The sequence below is a fragment of the Leucobacter sp. NPDC015123 genome (genome assembly GCF_043080205.1).
GTDB lineage: Bacteria > Actinomycetota > Actinomycetes > Actinomycetales > Microbacteriaceae > Leucobacter > Leucobacter aridicollis_A.
Genome location: NZ_JBIBVH010000006.1, coordinates 170,061 through 187,703 on the forward strand (window position 1 = coordinate 170,061; position 17,643 = coordinate 187,703).

Sequence of the window (17,643 nt, forward strand, 5' to 3'; positions counted from 1 at the left end):
TGGCGACATGAAGGCCGGCTCGACCGTCACCGTCACCGCCACAGCAGACAAGGGCTACACGCTCACCGAGGCTGAAGGCTGGACCCTCGCCGCGGACGGCCGCACCGCAACCATCGAGATCACCCTCGAGGCGGTCTCCTGCGACCAGCCAGTCGCTCCCGTCGCGCCGACCGTCACCCAGGCCATCTGCACCCCGGACGGCACAGCGATCGCCCCGACGGTCACCGTCGCAGAAACCGCAGGTGTTACCTACACGACCGCGGGCGACATGAAGGCCGGCTCGGTCGTCACCGTCACCGCCTCGGCCGGCACGGGCTCCTTCCTAACGCCTGCCGAGGGCTGGACCGTCTCTGCCGACAAGAACACGGCTACGATCAAGCTCACCCTCGAGGCGGTCTCCTGCGACCAGCCCGTCGCCCCGGTGACGCCAACCGTGACCCAGGCGATCTGCACCGAAGACGGCACAGCGACCGCCCCGACGGTCACGGTCGCAGAAACCGCAGGTGTTACTTACGAGGTTGCCGGTGAGGTGAAGACGGGCTCGACCGTCACCGTCACGGCAACCGCCAATGAGGGCTCGTTCCTCACCGAGGCCGGGGGCTGGACCCTCGCCGCGGACGGCCGCACCGCAACCATCGAGATCACACTCGACGTCCCGAAGTGCACCGCCAAGACCCCTACAACCACTCCACCACCGATCAAGCCGGGTGCTGAACAGCACACTCCCCCAGCAGCACACTCCCCCATCGCTGCAACCGGCTTGGCGAGCGCACCTGTCATCCTCGGCAGCGCTGCACTTCTCGTACTCGTTGGCCTGATGGTTGTGGGCGCGCGCCGGAAGGCGTAGTCACGGCCGGCTCACACGGCCCCGCGGTGTAGCCGCGAACGCGTGAGGCGCAACGGCACCAGGTGGGTTCCGCTCTCTTCGGAGGGCAGAACCCACCTGTGTTTCTGCGGCGACACGGCAATACCGGCACGAAATGAGAAACGCCCCTCACGAATGTGAGGGGCGTTTCTCGTGGCGGAGGATAGGGGATTTGAACCCCTGAGGGCGTGAACCCAACACGCGTTCCAGGCGTGCGCCATAGGCCGCTAGGCGAATCCTCCTTATCGGCACGGCGAACCGAACCAACGCCGACAAGTCTAGCGTGTTCGCGGCGCACCTCGCGCCACGCGCTTCTGGGAGGGAGCCGCAAGTGCGCGCTGGCCGCACCGTTTCATCGCATCATCACGAGAACCGCGGCAGACCCAGCCGCCCACAGCCACAATCGGCACTTTCAATTGACTCCAAGTAAATTGTCAGGAGAGTCGCCCAAATTGGCGGAATTCCGCCCATCTCGCCACGCATTGCGCGCCAAAGCAGACCAGAATCCGCCCAACAATCCCCGCCGAAGCTTGAATGTAACGGAAACGTAACGCATACTGGAAAGGTTGCAGGCCCACCGGTCTCGCAATAATCAACGTTTTGGAGTCTCTGAGTGCCATCACCCGCCAAACCCTTTGTGGTCTCGCTCGTTGCAGCTGTGACCTTCGCACTGGGAGCAGCCCCCGCAGGCGCAATCGAGACTGAAGAGTTCACCGCAGCAGCAGCTGCACCGACGATCTCTCTCACGACGCAAGCCCTGAGTACCGACACCGGAACCGCGCCGCTCGCGCCGATCAGCTCGGTACTCGCGGAGTCCGAAAGTGCGAACAGTTCTGCAGCGCACGGCTTCGATGTTGACGCGGCAATCGCTGCGGCAACCGCCGAACTTGGAACGAGCCGCGCCACCGGCTGGGGAGCCCCCGGTGAGTGCATCGTTTCGGCTCAGCGCTGGATCCGCGCCGGTGGCGGCGCCTGGACCGGCGGCGGCGATCCCGTCGCGAACTACGCTGGCGCACTCCGACTGTCACCGACCGAGGCGCAGCCCGGCGACGTGATCCAGTACGAGCACCTCCAGTTCCCGACCTCGTGGGTCTCAGGCGTGCACACAGTGCTCGTGACCGGCGTCAACGACGACGGCACCTACCAGATCATCGAATCCAACAACCCGACGGGCTCCGGCTACGTGCAGGCCGACGAGTCGTGGGTACCGAAGCCTCCGGCAGGCTTCCAGGCAGTGGCCTGGCGCTTCTAAGCGCTACGAGCATTCCGTTCACACACCGGGGCTACGGATCCGGTGTGTGAGCGTATCTACTAACGCCCGAGGACGCCTTCATAGAGCTTGACCATCGCTGCGGTCTTCGCGGACTGCAGCAGTCGATCTCCGGCCGCCGCCGGCACACGCAGCTCTGCCGGCCGCTTCGCGATCTCGGACACCGCTGCCCGCAACGACTCCGCGAGCGCCGAGACGCTTGCGTCCGCTGCGAGCCATGCGGGTGAGACGGCAAGGTCTGTGAAAATGTTCTCGTCGCAGAAGATCGTCGGCGTACCGAGCGCCGCTGCCTCGTACGGGGTGAGGCCCTGGGTTTCGAACCCGATCGACGTCTGCACGAGCGCGTCGGCTTCACGCATCGCTGCGAGCGCGGCTTCGTAGGGCACGGGCCCCGCGACGCGGACACGATCTTGTAAACCGAGCGCCACGATCCTTCGCTCGACCTTGCTAAGGAGCAGGCCGGCACCGTGGAGCGCGACATCGGCGTCGACCCCCGACTTCCCGAGCGCCTCGACGAACTCGAGCACCCGCTTCTCGCCGCTCATTCGCCCGAGCCACACGAGCCGAGGGCGCGACCGCTCAGTCCGCTCGACAGCGCGCACTGCGCCAATGACCTCGTCGTCGACCCCGCCCTGGGTGACCTCGACGCTGCGGGCGACTCCGTGTTTTTCAAGTTCCGCCGCGAAGTGCCCGGATGGCGCGGTGACGAGCGCGGCCCCGGCGGTGAGCTCGGCGAGGTAGCGCCAGGCTCCCGGGGCGCTTGCACGAGTCTCGGCACGCTTCTGCCGTGGGACCCTGCCAACGGCACACCGCCGCCAGGCGCGCAGGCCCGCGAACGCGATGGGAGCGAGCGGGGTAACTGCCCGCGTGCCCTCGTCGACGTTGTTGTGCATCGTGAACATCACTGGCAGCTCGTGGCGGCGCGCCGCGCGTAGCCCGATCATCGCTCCCCAGAAGTCACCCTGGATATGCACGAGGTCGACTGGACCCGCGCCAGCAGCTGCCCGCGCTGCGAGCGCCCTGTCAAGCGCGCGATCACTGCGCCGCCCAGGCAGGGTGATTCCGTACTCGCGGTCTCTCGTGATCGACGTCGATGGCAGGTCAAGGTAGGCGGCACGGTCTGCTGGCGCGACCACATAGCCCCGTCGGTGAAGCGCCGGCGCGGCAATGCTCACTGTGTGGCCGGCACGCTCAAGGAACTTGCGCTGGAGACGCAGCGCGACCTGCACACCGCCGAGCGAGTCGGGGTGCTGGTCGGTGACGATGAGCACGTGCATAGCGCGCGCTATGCGACTGGAGTGCCCCGGTACAGGGACTCGAAGGTATCCAGGGTGCGGTCGATGTCGTGTGACTGTACCGCGGTCAGCGACTCCTGCTGCATTCGCTCGTACTCTGCCGCGTCTGCCGTGAGTACCTTTGTCAGCGCGTCTGCGAGCTCGCGATCGTTGCCGGCCTGGAACAGGTAGCCGTTCTCACCGTGGTGCACGAGGTGAGGCAGTGCCATCGCGTCGGCAGCAACGATCGGCAGGCCGGAGGCCATTGCCTCCATCGTCGCGATCGACTGCAGTTCGGCGATCGACGCAATCACAAAGACCGAGGCATCGGTGAGGTGGCCGCGCAGCTCCTCGTCTGTCACACGCCCGGTGAAGTGGACGCGCGAGGTGAGCCCGAGCTCGGCGACAAGCTTCTCGAGGTTCTTGCGCTGGTCGCCGTCGCCGACGATCGTAAGCGTCGCCTTGAGTGTCTCGTCGAGCCTGTCGAGCGCGCGGATGATGACGTCGATCTCCTTCTCGAGCGTCACTCGCCCGACGAAGACGAGCTTGTTCTGCTCGCGCGGCCCGACAATCGCGGTGTAGTCGCTCGCACGGAGTCCGCAGCTCACCGGCAGCACACCGCGGCGGTATGTGTTGCGCTCCAGGAAGTCAGCGGCGCGCCTGGTCGGCGTCGTGATCGCTTTCGCTCGCCTGAGTACCCTGTCGGCGTCGCGCCAGCCCCAGCGCACGAACAGCCGCTTGGCGCGCTCGGGGAGCAGCGTGAAGTCGAGCACGTTCTCGGGCATGACGTGGTTCGTCGCGACGACCCGGATCCCGCGCTTTGCCCCCTCGTGCGCGAGCGCCCTGCCAATCACAATGTGCGACTGGATGTGGATGACGTCGGGCTTCACCTGGTCAAGGATCTGCTTGACGTAGTGCCGCGCCCGCCAGGGCAGCACGAACCGCAGCCAATCGTGCGGATACCAGCGCCAGCTCGCGATGCGGTGCACAGTCATCTGCTCACCCTCAATCGTTTCGCGGAATGCGCCGACGGTTTTGTGCTTCTTCGAGGGTGCCGCGACGTGCACATCGTGCCCCCGCCGAACGAGGCCTGCGGCGAGTCGCTCGGCAAAGCGCGCGGCACCATTCACGTCTGGCGCGAATGTGTCGCAGCCGAGGAGAATGCGAATCGGCGTGCTGTCGGAGCTCTGGGTCACGGTGCGTTGTCGTCCTTTAACTGCATAGGGGTGGGCGAACGACTCAAGTGTATTCTGCGCACCCGGTGGGACCCTCAAGGATCGCCGACCCCACCGCTTCGGTCTGCGCCGCGCCGCTCGAAGCCCACCCTGGCCAGGATCGGGGCGCGAGACATCTCGCCTTGATACGTACTTTTCTACCGGGTATCTTTGTGCCTATGCGCTTGCTTTCTGGAGCTTATCTCCCGACCCAGCAACCCTAGTAGGGTGCCCCGATTCCATTCCCCCGCCGCCCAGGTCATCGGAGCGCGCATCCGTGACGCACGGCTGGCACTGGGAATTTCGATGGATGACCTCAGTCACCTCGCGGAGCTCAGCCTCACCAGTGTCGGCAAAATCGAGCGCGGCGCGCAGAGCCCGTCGGCGGAGACGCTCGTCAGGCTCGCGACAGTCCTCGAGGTCGACGCGGGGTCGCTCATCAGCGGCCTCTCGTCACAAGACTTCGGGCAGCGGACAAGGCTGTACACGGCCCGCGACTTCATCCGAGAGCAGCGGGCTCGCGAGCTCGGCGCCGACGCAACCAGTGACGATGGGATCGGTGGCGACCAGGCGGGTAGCGCAGACGCGACGAACGCGAGCTAACGGCTACTTGGCGTCGGCCTCGCCATCGAGCGCCGCATCCTCAGCGACATCGTCAGCGGTTCGGTCGCGATTACGCCATGCGTAGATGCTCTCCGATGCTTCTTCGCGAGGCTTCGAGAGCAACAGGATCGAGAGCGATACTCCAATGAGCGCTGCAAGCACTGCAGCGACGATGCCCGAGACCATCATGGTGAGGCCGAGCGCGAGCCCGAGTGCGTACAGCGCGGCAAAAGGCACCGCGAAAAACAGCAGACGCAACACAATGTATGTGGTCCAGGCTTTGCGTTGTTCACTCACAGCGCCGAGTCTACCCGCGCAGACTGAGCACTCTCACTCCACTCCCTGAGGCTCGCCGGGTAACATGAGGGCATGGTCAGGTTCATCATTATCGGTGCCGTCATCGCCGTTGCGTTCACGCTGTATTCACTCGTTGACGCCGCGATGACAGACCACACCCGCGCCCGCGGAGTCAGCAAGCCCGTGTGGATCGTCATTATCGTTCTGCTGCCAGTCGTTGGCGCGGTGCTCTGGCTCATGATTGGCAAGGGAAATCCAGCGACCGGGCCGGGGTCCAAGCAACGGCTTGCCCCCGACGATGACCCGCGGTTCACAGGCCGCCAGCTCTCCGATGCTGAACGCGACTCGCTGCGCGACCTCGAGGCTCGGCTCAAGGAGCTCGACAACGAGACGTTCCCCGGAGAGGAACGTCAGGGCGAGGGGACCGGCGAGGACAAGGGTCAGGATCAGGATAAGACCCGGTGATGACCGGGCCGGCCCCCGCATCGATCTTTGCAGTTGAGCTGCTCGCGGGGCTCATTCGCCGCGGCGTCTCAGACGTCGTCGTCTGCCCAGGCTCGCGCTCTCAGGCGCTCGCACTCGCGGCTGCTGCGGCCGAGTCGGCTGGCGCGATCCGGCTCCACGTGCGCGTTGACGAGCGTTCTGCCGCATTCTTCGCGCTCGGCCTCGCCCGCGAGACGGGTCTGCCCGCACCGATCATCGTCACCAGCGGCACCGCCGTTGCCAACCTCGCACCAGCAGCCTACGAAGCCAGCGAGGGCCGTGTTCCATTCATCGCACTGACGGCCGACAGGCCCGCCCACATGCGCGGCACACGCAGCAACCAAACAACCTCACAGCTCGACATGTTCGGCGCCGCAGCCAGGCTGTCGCTCGATGTCGAGCCACCGACATTCGGGCCGACAGGCGATATCGGGCGCGGCCCCGATGCTGATCCTGATCGTCTTGCGTCCCGCGCGCTTCGTGCGGCCCTCGGAGCCGAGGGCAACGCTCCCGCGGGGCCTGTCCAGCTGAACCTGCAGTTCATCGAGCCCCTGTCAGGAACGGCAGGCTTCGAGCAGATGATCGCGGCCGGCTTCTCGGCCGCTAGCAGCGAGGGCGCCGAGACACGGGCTGCGCTCTCAGGGGCCTCCGGCGACCCCGCACAGCGCGATGCGCAGGGCGGGGCCCGGGAGACGGTTGCCAGTTCTGATTCGGCGATCGCGGGAACATACGTTCACGCCGACGACGCCCTCACTGTAGTGATAGCCGGAGCCGGTGCCGGCGACACTGCCGAGCAGTTCGCGCGCGACGCCGGGCTCCCTCTCCTCGCCGAGGTCGTGAGCGGTTCCCGCTTCGGCCGCGAAGCCATCACCGCGTATGCGGCGCTCATCGACGCCCCCGAGATCGGCGGGCTCACCGAACGCGCCATCGTCTTCGGCCACCCCACCCTCACGCGGCAAATCCCAGCGCTGCTGAAACGCGAAGACGTTGAGGTGTTCGTCGTTGACCCACACACTGGCGACAGCTACGCTCCAGCCGCTGGCGTCCACGTCGTGCAGACGGCTCGAGTGAGCGCCGACCACGACCCACGCACGCACAGGCGCTGGCTCGGCGCCTGGGTGACCGCGGACCGCGCTCTGCAGCAGGCACGCAGCACCGTGCACGAGCCAGACCTCGATGCCGCACGTGAGACAGGCTATAAAGAGCGCAGCGCGTACGCGCGCGCCGAGGTCGCAGTCAAGAAAGAGCCGATCACCCGCGAGCTGCTGGTGGAAAGCGTGTGGCGGGCAACGTGGCCTCACGACCGGCTCGTCATCGCCGCGTCGCGGCTCGTGCGCGTGCTCGACGGCCTGGCACCAGCCCGCAAGCTCGTCGTGCACGCAAACCGCGGGCTCGCGGGCATCGACGGCACGATCGCGACAGCGCACGGGATCGCCGTCGCGAGCCAAACGGATCCGGATCCAGCGCGTGCTGCCGGCACAACCCGCGTGATCATCGGCGACCTGGCCACGCTGCACGACGCCGGCTCCTTACTCCTTCCCGATGCACCTGAGCTGCGTCCGCGGCTGCAGCTCATCGTCGGCAACGACGGTGGCGGGACGATCTTCGACAGCCTCGAGGTCGCCGGCACGACGACGGCAACAGATTTCGAGCGCGTCATGCGCACGCCGCGGCAGGCGGACATGCGCGCGCTCGCTACAGCGTACGGCTGGGAGTACACGCGTGTCGAGACGAGAGGCGACCTTGAGCGCCTGCTCACGACCCCGGTCACCGGGCCCACGCTCGTCGAGGCCCCGATCGCCTAAGGCGACCAGGGGACCACGGCAGCAGCAGCTCTGGCGAGCCAGGGCCCCAGGCCATACAGTTGCACTACGGCAACGGCTGCCTGGGCCGCTGCTCTCTGCGATCAACAACGGAGGCGACATGGCGAGCGAGTTCTGGGATGACGACGTTGCAGACCTCCTTCGAGTTGGCACAGGGTTCGACCTGAGCGCGGTCGACCCTTCATCAACGCCAGGAACGACAGCAAGCAAGAAGGCCGGGCAAGCCGAGCTCGCGGCCTCAGCACAGGAGCTCCGAGAGCTGCAGGAACGCCTCTTCGCCCAGAGCAGGGCCGGGGCTCGCGAGCGCGTACTCGTCGTGCTCCAGGCGATGGACGCTGCCGGCAAGGGCGGCATCGTCAATCACGTGTTTGCACAACTCGAGCCACACGGGCTGCAGCTCACCGCGTTCAAGTCGCCTACCGACGAGGAGCGCAACCACGACTTCCTCTGGCGTATCGCACCCCGTGTACCCGGGCCAGGCGTCATCGGGCTATTCGACAGGTCGCACTACGAAGACGTGCTCATCCAACGGGTACGCGAGCTTGCGCCCGCGGATGAGATCGAGCGACGCTACGGCGCCATCACCGAATTCGAGCGCGGGCTTGTGGGGGACGGCGTGCGGATCGTGAAGATCATGCTGCACGTCTCGCCGGAGGAACAGGCACAGCGCCTGAGCGACAGGCTCGCCGACCCCGCCAAACACTGGAAGTACAACCCAGGCGACGTCGACGAGCGGCAGCTCTGGCCTGAGTACATGCGTGCGTTCCAAGTCGCCATTGAGCGCACGAACACCCCAGACGCTCCGTGGTACGTCGTGCCAGCGAACTCAAAGTGGTACGCGCGCGTCGCGGTGCAGCGGCTGGTAATCCAGGCGCTGCAGGGCATCGATCCGCAGTGGCCAGACGCCGACTTCGACGTTACAGCCGAGCAGGCGCGTCTCGCGAAGACAGCGGGGCTTCGCTGGCCGTAGCGGGGCGGCTCCGGGGCTACGCCCCGAAAGCCTCCGTGATCGGGCGGAACTTCGAGACGGTTTCGCCGAGCTCGTGCTGCGGATCCGACCCCTCAACGATGCCGCCGCCTGCAGTCGCGACGATGCGGCGCGCGGGCACCTCGTCCCCGCCTGCTGTCCGTTGTTCACCGACTGCGTCGAGCTGTGCGCACCTGAGGGCGATGACCCATTCCCCGTCGCCCGCAGCGTCAATCCATCCCACGGCGCCCGAATAGCGCCCGCGGTCAAAGGGCTCAAGCTCAGCGATCATTGCGACAGCGTCGACCGTGGGCGTCCCGGCGACTGCAGCCGTCGGGTGCAGTGCGTCGACGAGCTCGAGAGCGGTCGCCTCTGCCCCGAGTGCCGCACCCAGGTCAGTCGCAAGATGCCAGACGTTTGGTAGCTGCAAGGCGAACGGTGCGTCGCTCGTGCGCAGCTCGCTCACATGCGGGGCGAGCGCCGAGACGACGCTCTGCACGGCGAAGTCGTGCTCGTGCTGCTCCTTGGCTGAGCGAAGCAGTTCGTCGCGCGCCGCACGGTCTCGAACTGCATCCTCGGGGTGGCGCGCTCGGGTGCCAGCAAGTACCCGTGCCGAGACCGCCCCGCTCGTCGACCGGACGAGCGTCTCAGGGCTCGCCCCGACGAGGTTGTCGACGGCGAACGTCCAACAGTCGAGGTAGCGTTCGCTCAAGCGCTGCAGTGGGACGCGCAGATCCTGACCCGGGCGAAGCTCGCCTGCGACCTGGCGCGATAGCACGACCTTCTCGAGTTCCCCCGCAACAACCCTGTCTGTGGCCTCGCGGACGCCCGCCAGGTACGCCTCGATCTCACTGCCCCCGGCTGCACCGCGCACGCCGCTGGAATCTGCCGGCAGAAACTCGACGCCAGCCCAGGTAGCGGCGTCGAGCTCACGCTCTGCTGGCAGCACTTCTGCGGCCTCGCGACCAGCGCCAAGCTGCGCGGTACGGCCGAACTCAGGGCCTGCGGCGAGCGCTGAAGCGCCAACCTCCGATCCTGAGGAGGGGTCACTCACCGCCGTCACCTCAGTCACCCAGGCGGTTCCCCGATGGCGATGGATCAGCAATCGAGGAACTATGAGCACACTCTCAGCCGCGCTGTCGTCGGCAAAGGCGAACGTGCCGAACGCCACGAGCCCAGTGCCCGGCATCCCGACCGGATCGTCAACAACAGCCGCAGCCGCGATCTCGCGCCACGCACGCGACGCGGCCACAAAGCGGTCAGCACCAGTGAAACTCAGCCGCAAGACCTCGCCAACGCCCACACAGCCGCGGTCTCCGCGGTTCCAGTACAGGGGCGACTCCGGGTTCGCAAAAGCGAGCAGATCTGGCAATTCGCGGAGCACTCTCGTCACCGCAGAGAGCCTCGGAACTGCCCCCGTCGGGCGGACGGTCACTTCGGTCATCACCATGCCAATCTACTCGCCACCATCTGCAAGCATCCACAGAGGTACAACCGGCTACGATGGAACGGTGACTCGACCAGACACCACAACCAAGCATGCGACGGATGTTTCCGCCATGTTCGACGAGGTCTCGCCCAAGTATGACCTCCTGAACGATGTGCTCTCTGTCGGCAATTCTCGCCTCTGGCGAATTGCCACTACGCGGGCAATCGCTCCACGCAAGGGCATGCGGATCCTCGATCTCGCAGCTGGTACTGGCACTTCGTCCGCTGCCCTCGCCGCACACGGCGCGCACGTCACGGCCGCAGATTTCTCAGAGGGCATGCTCGCAGAGGGCCGCCGCCGCAACGCCGGCAATGACCTCATCGAGTTCGTCTGGGCAGACGCGACGCAGCTGCCGTTCGACGACGACAGCTTCGACGCAGCGACAATCTCATACGGCCTGCGCAACGTCTCGGAGCCCAAGCAGGCGCTCGCAGAGATGGCCCGTGTCGTAAAGCCAGGCGGCCGAGTCGTGATCGCCGAGTTCTCGCGGCCGAGCTCTGAGGCCGTGAACTGGGCCTACACAAAGTACAACCGTCACGTGCTCCCCCGCGTCGCTGGCATCATCAATCGCGACGCCGCGGAAGCCTACAAGTACCTCAACGAGTCAATCGAGGCGTGGCCTGCGCAAGAGGAACTCGCGAGCTGGCTCCGCGAGGCGGGGCTCGAGCGCGTCGCATACCGGAACCTCACGCTCGGGATCGTCGCACTACACCGCGGCTTCGTGCCGCGGTCAAAGCCCGCGGCCCCTGCTACGCCGGCCGCAGCACAGCCGGCCGCAACCAAGCCGGCCGCAGCCAAGCCGGCCGCAACCAAGCCTGCATCAGCCAAGAAGCCCGCCGCACCGAAGAAGTCGGCGGCCAAGCCGGGTTCAGCTGCAGGAGAAGCGGCCGAAAGCGAGACCGGGAAGAAACCGGCGACGAAGACGTCAGCACAGAAGCCGGCGGCAACGAAAAAACCCGCAGCAGCGAAAAAACCGGCCGCGAAGAAGCCCGCAGCCGCAAAAAAGACCGCCGACGCGAAGAAGCCCACTGCGAAGAAACCCGCGGCGAAGAAGCCCGCAGCTGATGCCGCTACCGAGGCCACCGCGACGCCAACTACGAAGTCCGAGACGAACAAGCGAGGCCACGAGTGATCCGCCAGAGCACGGCTGACACCACCACCCAGGCGCTGCCGATGCGCCTGTTCCGCAGCGCGGAAGATCGCCGTCAGGCGAAGGACCTGCAGCGGGAGCTTGACCTCATCGAGGCAACGCTCATCGAGAACCTCGGATTCGCCTCGGCTGTCGCCGACGCCCCCGCCCGCTACCTCGCTGAAGCCGGCGGCAAGCGAATTCGTCCGATGCTCACCGTCCTCACCAGCCAGCTCGGCGACGGCCCGAACGAGCTCGTGCGTCGGGCGGCAGTTGCCGTCGAGATGACACATCTCGCATCGCTGTACCACGACGATGTCATGGACGACGCCACGCTTCGGCGCGGGGTTCCCGCCTCGCAGGTTGTGTGGTCGAACTCTGTCGCGATCCTCGCCGGCGATCTGTTGTTTGCGCGCGCCTCGTCGCTCGTTGCGGGCATGGGCGAGGACGCGATCCTGCTCCAGGCCCGCACCTTCGAGCGCCTGTGCCTCGGCCAGCTGCACGAGACAGTCGGCCCGCAGCCTGAGGACGAGCACATTGCTCACTACATTCAGGTACTTGCCGACAAGACAGGCGCCCTGATCTCGACTGCCGCCCGCATGGGTGTCATGTTTGGCGGCGGCTCTGCCGAGCACGCCGACGCAGTCACCGAGTACGGCGAGCGCATCGGCGTCGCCTTCCAACTTATCGATGACGTCATCGATCTATCCCCGAAGAAGGATCGCACCGGAAAGCGTGCGGGCACCGACCTGCGCGCGGGCGTCGCGACCCTTCCGCTCCTTCTCCTTCGAAACCGCGCCGCAGCAGGCGACGCCGAAGCGCAGGCGCTTCTCACCCGCATCGACGCGGGCGTGAAGGCTATCGCTGAGGGCGCCGATCTGTCGGTCATGGATCCAGAGGTTGACGCACTCTACAACCACGTAGTGACGCGTGAGACCGAGGCCACCGCCAAGCGCTGGGCCGACGACGCAGTCGCGGCGCTTGACGTGCTGCCGAAATCGCCGGTGAAGCGCGGGCTTGAGCGCATGGCGGAGTCCATTGTTTCGAGGGAAGGGTAGTTCCGACAGTATGAGCAAGATGCGCCTGGCAATTGTGGGGGCCGGACCGGCAGGGATTTATGCTGCGGACCTGCTGCTGAAAGCAGAACGCGACTTTGAGGTCGAGATCGATCTCTTCGAGCAGCTCCCCGCCCCCTACGGGCTCGTGCGCTACGGCGTCTCGCCCGACCACCCGCGCATCAAGGGCATCATCACCGCGCTGCGCGACGTGCTCGACAGCGGCGAGATCCGGTTCTTCGGAAATGTCCGCTACGGCCAGGACCTGACGCTTGACGACCTCAAGCAGCACTACAACGCGGTGATCTTCTCGACAGGCGCGATCCGCGATGCCATGCTCGGCGTCCCGGGCATTGACGCCGAGGGATCCTATGGCGCCGCCGACTTCGTGAGCTGGTTCGATGGCCACCCCGATGTGCCACGCACCTGGCCCCTTGAGGCTGCGTCGGTGGGCGTCGTCGGCAACGGCAACGTCGCGCTCGACATCTCGCGCATGCTTATCAAGCACGCCGACGACCTGCTACCGACCGAGATCCCCGACAACGTCTATCAGGGGCTTAAGGCGAACCCGATCGAGGAGCTGCACCTCTTCGGTCGCCGCGGCCCGAAGTATGTGAAGTTCACGCCGCTCGAGCTGCGCGAGCTCGGCGAGGTGCGCGACGTCGACATGGTCATCGACGAGCGTGACTTCGAGCATGCCGACCCGTATGCCGACGAGGTACTCGCGAAGAACAAGCAGGTCACAGTCATGACCCGCATCATGGACAAGTGGCGCGACGAGCAGCGCGCCCGCGAGGCTGGCGAGGTTGAGCCCTCGTCGCGCCGCCTGCACATGCATTTCTGGTCGAAGCCCGTCGAGGTCGTTGTCGAAGATGGCCGCGTTGCGGGCCTGAAGATCGAGCGCACGAGACCCGACGGCGAGGGCGGTGTGATTGACACCGGCGAGTTCGAGGTCATCCCGATGCAGTCACTGTACCGTGCCATCGGATACTTTGGGTCGCCGCTCGACGAAATCCCGTTCGACGAGGCTCGCGGCGTGATCCCGAACGAACAGGGTCGCGTGCTCGATCTCGAAGGAAACCGGGTTCCCGGCGTCTATGCGACGGGGTGGATCAAGCGCGGTCCAGTCGGCCTCATTGGCCACACGAAATCAGACGCGATGGAAACGCTCGAGTGCCTCATGGCCGACGCCGATTCGTGGTGGCAGCCAGAAGATGCCGACGCGGAGACCATTCCTGAGCTACTCTCGGAACGGGGGGTGCCGTTCACAAACCTTGATGGCTGGCACCGTCTCGACGAACACGAACTGTCGCTCGGCGATGCCGCCGGGCGCACGCGTATCAAGGTTGTCTCGCGTGACGAGATGACCCGTATTTCGCGTGGCGAGTGATCGGATCCTGAATACACAACACTGACCAGGTGCGCGCCCACAACGCGCGCACCTGACCGGGCAACCCACCGCCCAAGGGAGGAACTCAAAGACGATGTTCGAGAAGATTCTGGTTGCAAATCGTGGCGAGATCGCGATCCGCGCGTTCCGCGCAGCGAATGAGTTGGGGGCGCGCACGGTTGCGGTCTACCCATACGAGGATCGCAACTCCCTGCACCGTCTGAAGGCCGACGAAGCCTACCTGATTGGCACCGAGGGCGGCCCTGTCCGCGCGTACCTCGACATTGCCGAGATCGTGCGGGTCGCGCAGGAGTGCGGCGCAGACGCGATCTACCCGGGGTACGGCTTCCTGTCCGAGAACCCTGAGCTCGCTGCAGCTGCGGCGGCAGTTGGGATCACTTTCATCGGCCCCGGGCGCAAGGCCCTCGAAATGGCTGGCAACAAGGTTGCAGCCAAGGAGCATGCAATCGCGGCCGGAGTGCCCGTGCTGCGCTCAACTCCCCCGTCGCAAGACGTCGACGCCCTCATCGCTGGCGCCGAGGAGATCGGCTTCCCTGTGTTCGCGAAGGCAGTCGCGGGCGGCGGCGGGCGCGGCATGCGCCGCGTCGAGCGTGCCGAAGATCTCCGCGAGGCCCTTGAGGCCGCGATGCGCGAGGCCGAAAGCGCCTTCGGCGACGCGACGATGTTCATCGAGCAGGCAGTCCTCCGCCCGCGCCACATCGAGGTGCAGGTGCTCGCAGACGGCACTGGCGAAGCAGTCCACCTGTTCGAGCGCGACTGCTCGGTGCAGCGCCGCCACCAGAAGGTCGTCGAGATCGCGCCAGCGCCGAACCTCACGCAGGAGCAGCGCGACGCAATGACCCGCGACGCACTCGCGTTCGCAAAGTCGATCGGATACGCGAACGCCGGCACCGTCGAGTTCTTGCTCGACACCGAGGGCGACCGGGCAGGCGAGCACGTGTTCATCGAGATGAACCCGCGCATCCAGGTCGAGCACACAGTCACTGAGGAAGTCACCGATGTCGATCTCGTGCAGTCCCAGATGAGGATCGCGGCGGGCGAGACCCTCGCAGACCTCGGCCTCACCCAGGACAAGATCAAGCTGCACGGCGCCGCCCTGCAGTGCCGCATCACCACCGAGGATCCCGCGAACGGGTTCCGCCCAGACCTCGGCCGCATCAGCGCGTACCGCTCACCGGGCGGCGGCGGCGTGCGCCTCGACGGCGGCACGATCAACCCGGGCTCATACATCAGCCCGCACTTCGACTCGATGCTCGCGAAGCTCACCTGCCGCGGCCGCACGTTCGAGGACGCGGTAGTGCGCGCGCGTCGCGCCCTCGCCGAGTTCCGCATCCGTGGCGTCGCCACGAACATCCCGTTCCTGCAGGCGGTGCTCGATGACGCTGACTTCCAGGCAGGCGACGTGTCGACCTCGTTCATTGAGGAGCGCCCCGAGCTGCTCACGCTGAACAAGCCGCAGGACCGCGCAACCCGCCTGCTGCAGCATCTCGCGAACGTCACCGTGAACCAGCCGCACGGCGCACGCCCGCAGACGATCGAGCCGCAGGTGAAGCTCCCGTCGATCGACCTCGAGGCTCCCGCGCCGGCAGGCGGTCGCCAGCGGCTGCTCGAGCTCGGCCCTGAGGGGTTCGCGACGGCACTGCGCTCACAGACAGCCCTCGCCGTGACTGACACCACCTTCCGTGACGCCCACCAGTCGCTGCTCGCCACCCGAGTGCGCACTCGCGACCTCGTTGCGGTCGCCCCGCACGTGGCTCGTATGACGCCGCAGCTCCTCTCCGTTGAGGCCTGGGGTGGCGCGACATACGATGTGGCGCTCCGATTCCTCGGCGAGGACCCGTGGGAGCGTCTCTCGGCAATGCGCGAGGCACTACCGAACGTGCCGATCCAGATGCTGCTGCGCGGCCAGAACACCGTCGGCTACACGCCCTACCCGCCGAAGGTCGCACAGTCGTTCGTGCAGGAGGCCGCAGCGACAGGCGTCGACATCTTCCGCATCTTCGACGCTCTCAACGACGTCGACCAGATGCGGGTCGCCATCGACGCCGTGCGCGAGACAGGCACCGCAGTCGCCGAGGTCGCGTTCTGCTACACCGGAGACCTGCTGTCGCCGAACGAGGACAAGTTCACCCTCGACTACTACCTCGCGCTCGCCGAACGCATCGTCGAAGCGGGCGCGCATGTGCTCGCAATCAAGGACATGGCTGGCCTGCTTCGTCCGGCCGCCGCCGCGAAGCTCGTCACGGCGCTCCGCGAACGCTTCGACCTGCCAGTGCACCTGCACACGCACGACACCCCCGGCGGCCAGCTCGCGACGCTGCTCGCGGCCTCTGCTGCTGGCGTCGACGCTGTAGACGCCGCTTCGGCCCCGATGTCTGGCACCACGAGCCAGCCCTCGCTTTCTGGCCTCGTGGCGTCGCTCGCGCACACCGAACGCGACACCGGCATCGATCCCGACGCCGTCTACGCGCTCGAGCCCTACTGGGATGCAGTGCGCACCCTCTACAAGCCGTTCGAATCGGGCCTCGCAGCCCCAACAGGGCGCGTGTACACGCACGAGATTCCCGGCGGCCAGCTGTCGAACCTGCGCCAGCAGGCGATCGCACTCGGCCTGTCCGAGAACTTCGAGAAGATCGAAGACATGTACGCGGCTGCCGACCGGATCCTCGGGCGCATTCCAAAGGTGACCCCGTCGTCAAAGGTCGTCGGTGACCTCGCGCTGCACCTCGCGGCCGTCGACGCTGACCCCGCTGACTTCGAGTCGAACCCCGAGCGCTACGACGTTCCAGACTCCGTCGTCGGCTTCCTCGCGGGCGAGCTCGGCGAGATTCCCGGCGGCTGGCCCGAGCCGTTCCGCTCGAAGGTGCTCGCGGGTCGCGACGTCTCGATCGAGGTCTCCCCGGTCTCGGCTGACGATGAGGCGAAGCTCGACGGCACCAGTGTCGAGCGCCGCTCGACGCTGAACCGCCTCCTGTTCCCTGCCCCGACCGCGCAGTTCGAGGACGCGCGCGAACAGTACGGCGACCTCTCTGTCGTCGACACGGGCGACTACCTGTACGGCCTTGACCCGAACGCCGAGCACGCGATTGACCTGAGCCGGGGCGTGCGCCTCTATGTCGGGCTCGAGGCGATCGGCGCGCCCGACGACAAGGGCGTTCGCACTGTCATGGTGCGCGTGAACGGCCAGCTGCGCCCAGTGTTCGTGAAGGACGAGCGCATCGCGGTGACGGCCGAAACCGCCGAGAAGGCCGACCGCACGGTCGCCGGCCAGATCGCCGCGCCGTTCTCGGGCACCGTCACTGTGAAGGTCGCCGAGGGCGAGTCTGTTGCCGCAGGCCAGGCCATCGGCACGATTGAGGCCATGAAGATGGAGGCAGCGATCACCTCTCCCGTCGCGGGCGTTGTGAAGCGCCTCGCGTTCGAGGGCACGCGCGGCGTCGAGGCTGGCGACCTCGTCATCGTGGTCGAGTAGCGCTCCGCGCAAGCGCAGGCGAGGGGCCGGGTCCGCTGTTGCGGGCTCGGCCCCTTGGCGTTGCGGCGCTGGGCCCGACTCGCCCGCAGCCACCGCAGCCGCGTGGCGTTCCGGCGTCGCGTGGCGTTCCGGCGCCGCGTTCAGTCCGCAGGTGCACACGCTCTCTGCAGATGTACACGATTCTGACGCCGCCAAATCGGGCGGGTTCAGGTTGCTAGTGCAACACCCTGAACCTTGAATGGAATCAACATGGGTGTACACCATCCCTGGGAAACCCGACTCGCGGTCTAC

At 66.6% G+C, this 17,643-nt stretch carries 14 protein-coding genes and 1 tRNA gene; 10 read left to right on the forward strand and 5 right to left on the reverse strand.

Annotation, left to right across the window (positions count from 1 at the left end):
- On the forward strand, positions 1 to 847 hold an 847-nt coding region (locus ACF07D_RS12770), incomplete at its 5' end, for a hypothetical protein (protein ID WP_391505151.1).
- Positions 848 to 1,019: 172 nt separating this feature from the next.
- Here ACF07D_RS12770 and ACF07D_RS12775 read toward each other — a convergent pair.
- Positions 1,020 to 1,107 (reverse strand) — tRNA-Ser (locus ACF07D_RS12775).
- A 371-nt stretch (positions 1,108 to 1,478) separates the two neighbouring features.
- On the opposite strand from ACF07D_RS12775, the gene ACF07D_RS12780 reads away from it, so the two are divergent.
- Complete coding sequence (locus ACF07D_RS12780) at positions 1,479 to 2,117, forward strand: CHAP domain-containing protein (protein WP_119281796.1); 639 nt, start codon at positions 1,479 to 1,481, stop codon at positions 2,115 to 2,117.
- Between the two features lie 59 nt (positions 2,118 to 2,176).
- Here the strand turns inward: ACF07D_RS12780 and ACF07D_RS12785 are convergent, their stop codons facing one another.
- Positions 2,177 to 3,412, reverse strand: a complete 1,236-nt coding sequence (locus ACF07D_RS12785; RefSeq protein ID WP_391505152.1) for a glycosyltransferase — start codon at positions 3,410 to 3,412, stop codon at positions 2,177 to 2,179.
- An 8-nt stretch (positions 3,413 to 3,420) separates the two neighbouring features.
- Complete coding sequence (locus tag ACF07D_RS12790) at positions 3,421 to 4,605, reverse strand: glycosyltransferase (RefSeq protein ID WP_391505153.1); 1,185 nt, start codon at positions 4,603 to 4,605, stop codon at positions 3,421 to 3,423.
- Between the two features lie 246 nt (positions 4,606 to 4,851).
- Here ACF07D_RS12790 and ACF07D_RS12795 point away from each other — a divergent pair, with 246 nt between their 5' ends.
- A complete protein-coding gene (locus tag ACF07D_RS12795) occupies positions 4,852 to 5,226 on the forward strand; it encodes a helix-turn-helix domain-containing protein (protein ID WP_119281799.1) in 375 nt (124 codons plus the stop codon).
- Between the two features lie 3 nt (positions 5,227 to 5,229).
- On the opposite strand, the gene ACF07D_RS12800 is transcribed toward ACF07D_RS12795, so the two are convergent.
- Positions 5,230 to 5,523: a DUF4229 domain-containing protein gene (locus tag ACF07D_RS12800; RefSeq protein WP_119281800.1), complete on the reverse strand. Its 294-nt coding sequence runs from the start codon at positions 5,521 to 5,523 to the stop codon at positions 5,230 to 5,232.
- 72 nt (positions 5,524 to 5,595) lie between these two features.
- Between ACF07D_RS12800 and ACF07D_RS12805 the strand changes: the two genes are divergently transcribed.
- The 3 genes from ACF07D_RS12805 (at position 5,596) to ACF07D_RS12815 (ending at position 8,799) form a co-directional block, all read left to right on the forward strand.
- Entirely contained in the window at positions 5,596 to 5,988 is a 393-nt protein-coding gene (locus tag ACF07D_RS12805) for a PLD nuclease N-terminal domain-containing protein (protein WP_119281801.1), read from the forward strand.
- Positions 5,988 to 7,811, forward strand: a complete 1,824-nt coding sequence (menD, locus tag ACF07D_RS12810) for a 2-succinyl-5-enolpyruvyl-6-hydroxy-3-cyclohexene-1-carboxylic-acid synthase (protein WP_391505154.1) — start codon at positions 5,988 to 5,990, stop codon at positions 7,809 to 7,811. The genes ACF07D_RS12805 and menD overlap by 1 nt, the downstream gene beginning before the upstream one ends.
- 118 nt (positions 7,812 to 7,929) lie before the next feature.
- The gene (locus ACF07D_RS12815; RefSeq protein ID WP_391505155.1) at positions 7,930 to 8,799 is read left to right on the forward strand and encodes a PPK2 family polyphosphate kinase; all 870 of its coding nucleotides are present in this window, start codon (positions 7,930 to 7,932) and stop codon (positions 8,797 to 8,799) included.
- Between the two features lie 16 nt (positions 8,800 to 8,815).
- Here the strand turns inward: ACF07D_RS12815 and ACF07D_RS12820 are convergent, their stop codons facing one another.
- Positions 8,816 to 10,246 carry an isochorismate synthase MenF gene (locus ACF07D_RS12820; protein ID WP_391505156.1) on the reverse strand — a complete coding sequence of 477 codons (1,431 nt, stop codon included), beginning with the start codon at positions 10,244 to 10,246 and terminating at the stop codon, positions 8,816 to 8,818.
- Between the two features lie 61 nt (positions 10,247 to 10,307).
- Here ACF07D_RS12820 and ACF07D_RS12825 point away from each other — a divergent pair, with 61 nt between their 5' ends.
- From ACF07D_RS12825 to ACF07D_RS12840, 4 genes are all read left to right on the forward strand, one after another.
- A complete protein-coding gene (locus ACF07D_RS12825; RefSeq protein WP_391505157.1) occupies positions 10,308 to 11,417 on the forward strand; it encodes a class I SAM-dependent methyltransferase in 1,110 nt (369 codons plus the stop codon).
- Between the two features lie 41 nt (positions 11,418 to 11,458).
- A complete protein-coding gene (locus ACF07D_RS12830; RefSeq protein WP_119281895.1) occupies positions 11,459 to 12,472 on the forward strand; it encodes a polyprenyl synthetase family protein in 1,014 nt (337 codons plus the stop codon).
- Positions 12,473 to 12,482: 10 nt separating this feature from the next.
- Complete coding sequence (locus ACF07D_RS12835) at positions 12,483 to 13,859, forward strand: FAD-dependent oxidoreductase (RefSeq protein WP_119281805.1); 1,377 nt, start codon at positions 12,483 to 12,485, stop codon at positions 13,857 to 13,859.
- 94 nt (positions 13,860 to 13,953) lie between these two features.
- On the forward strand, positions 13,954 to 17,352 hold the full coding sequence (locus ACF07D_RS12840; protein ID WP_391505158.1) for a pyruvate carboxylase: 3,399 nt from the start codon (positions 13,954 to 13,956) through the stop codon (positions 17,350 to 17,352).
- Positions 17,353 to 17,643 lie beyond the last annotated feature (291 nt).

Bases quoted from the DNA above. Each gene is read 5' to 3' on its own strand.
- ACF07D_RS12785 (WP_391505152.1), bottom strand. From the start codon at position 3,412: ATGCACGTGCTCATCGTCACCGACCAGCACCCCGACTCGCTCGGCGGT.
- ACF07D_RS12805 (WP_119281801.1), top strand. From the start codon at position 5,596: ATGGTCAGGTTCATCATTATCGGTGCCGTCATCGCCGTTGCGTTCACG.
- menD (WP_391505154.1), top strand. From the start codon at position 5,988: ATGACCGGGCCGGCCCCCGCATCGATCTTTGCAGTTGAGCTGCTCGCG.
- ACF07D_RS12815 (WP_391505155.1), top strand. From the start codon at position 7,930: ATGGCGAGCGAGTTCTGGGATGACGACGTTGCAGACCTCCTTCGAGTT.
- ACF07D_RS12820 (WP_391505156.1), bottom strand. From the start codon at position 10,246: ATGGTGATGACCGAAGTGACCGTCCGCCCGACGGGGGCAGTTCCGAGG.
- ACF07D_RS12830 (WP_119281895.1), top strand. From the start codon at position 11,459: ATGCGCCTGTTCCGCAGCGCGGAAGATCGCCGTCAGGCGAAGGACCTG.
- ACF07D_RS12835 (WP_119281805.1), top strand. From the start codon at position 12,483: ATGAGCAAGATGCGCCTGGCAATTGTGGGGGCCGGACCGGCAGGGATT.
- ACF07D_RS12840 (WP_391505158.1), top strand. From the start codon at position 13,954: ATGTTCGAGAAGATTCTGGTTGCAAATCGTGGCGAGATCGCGATCCGC.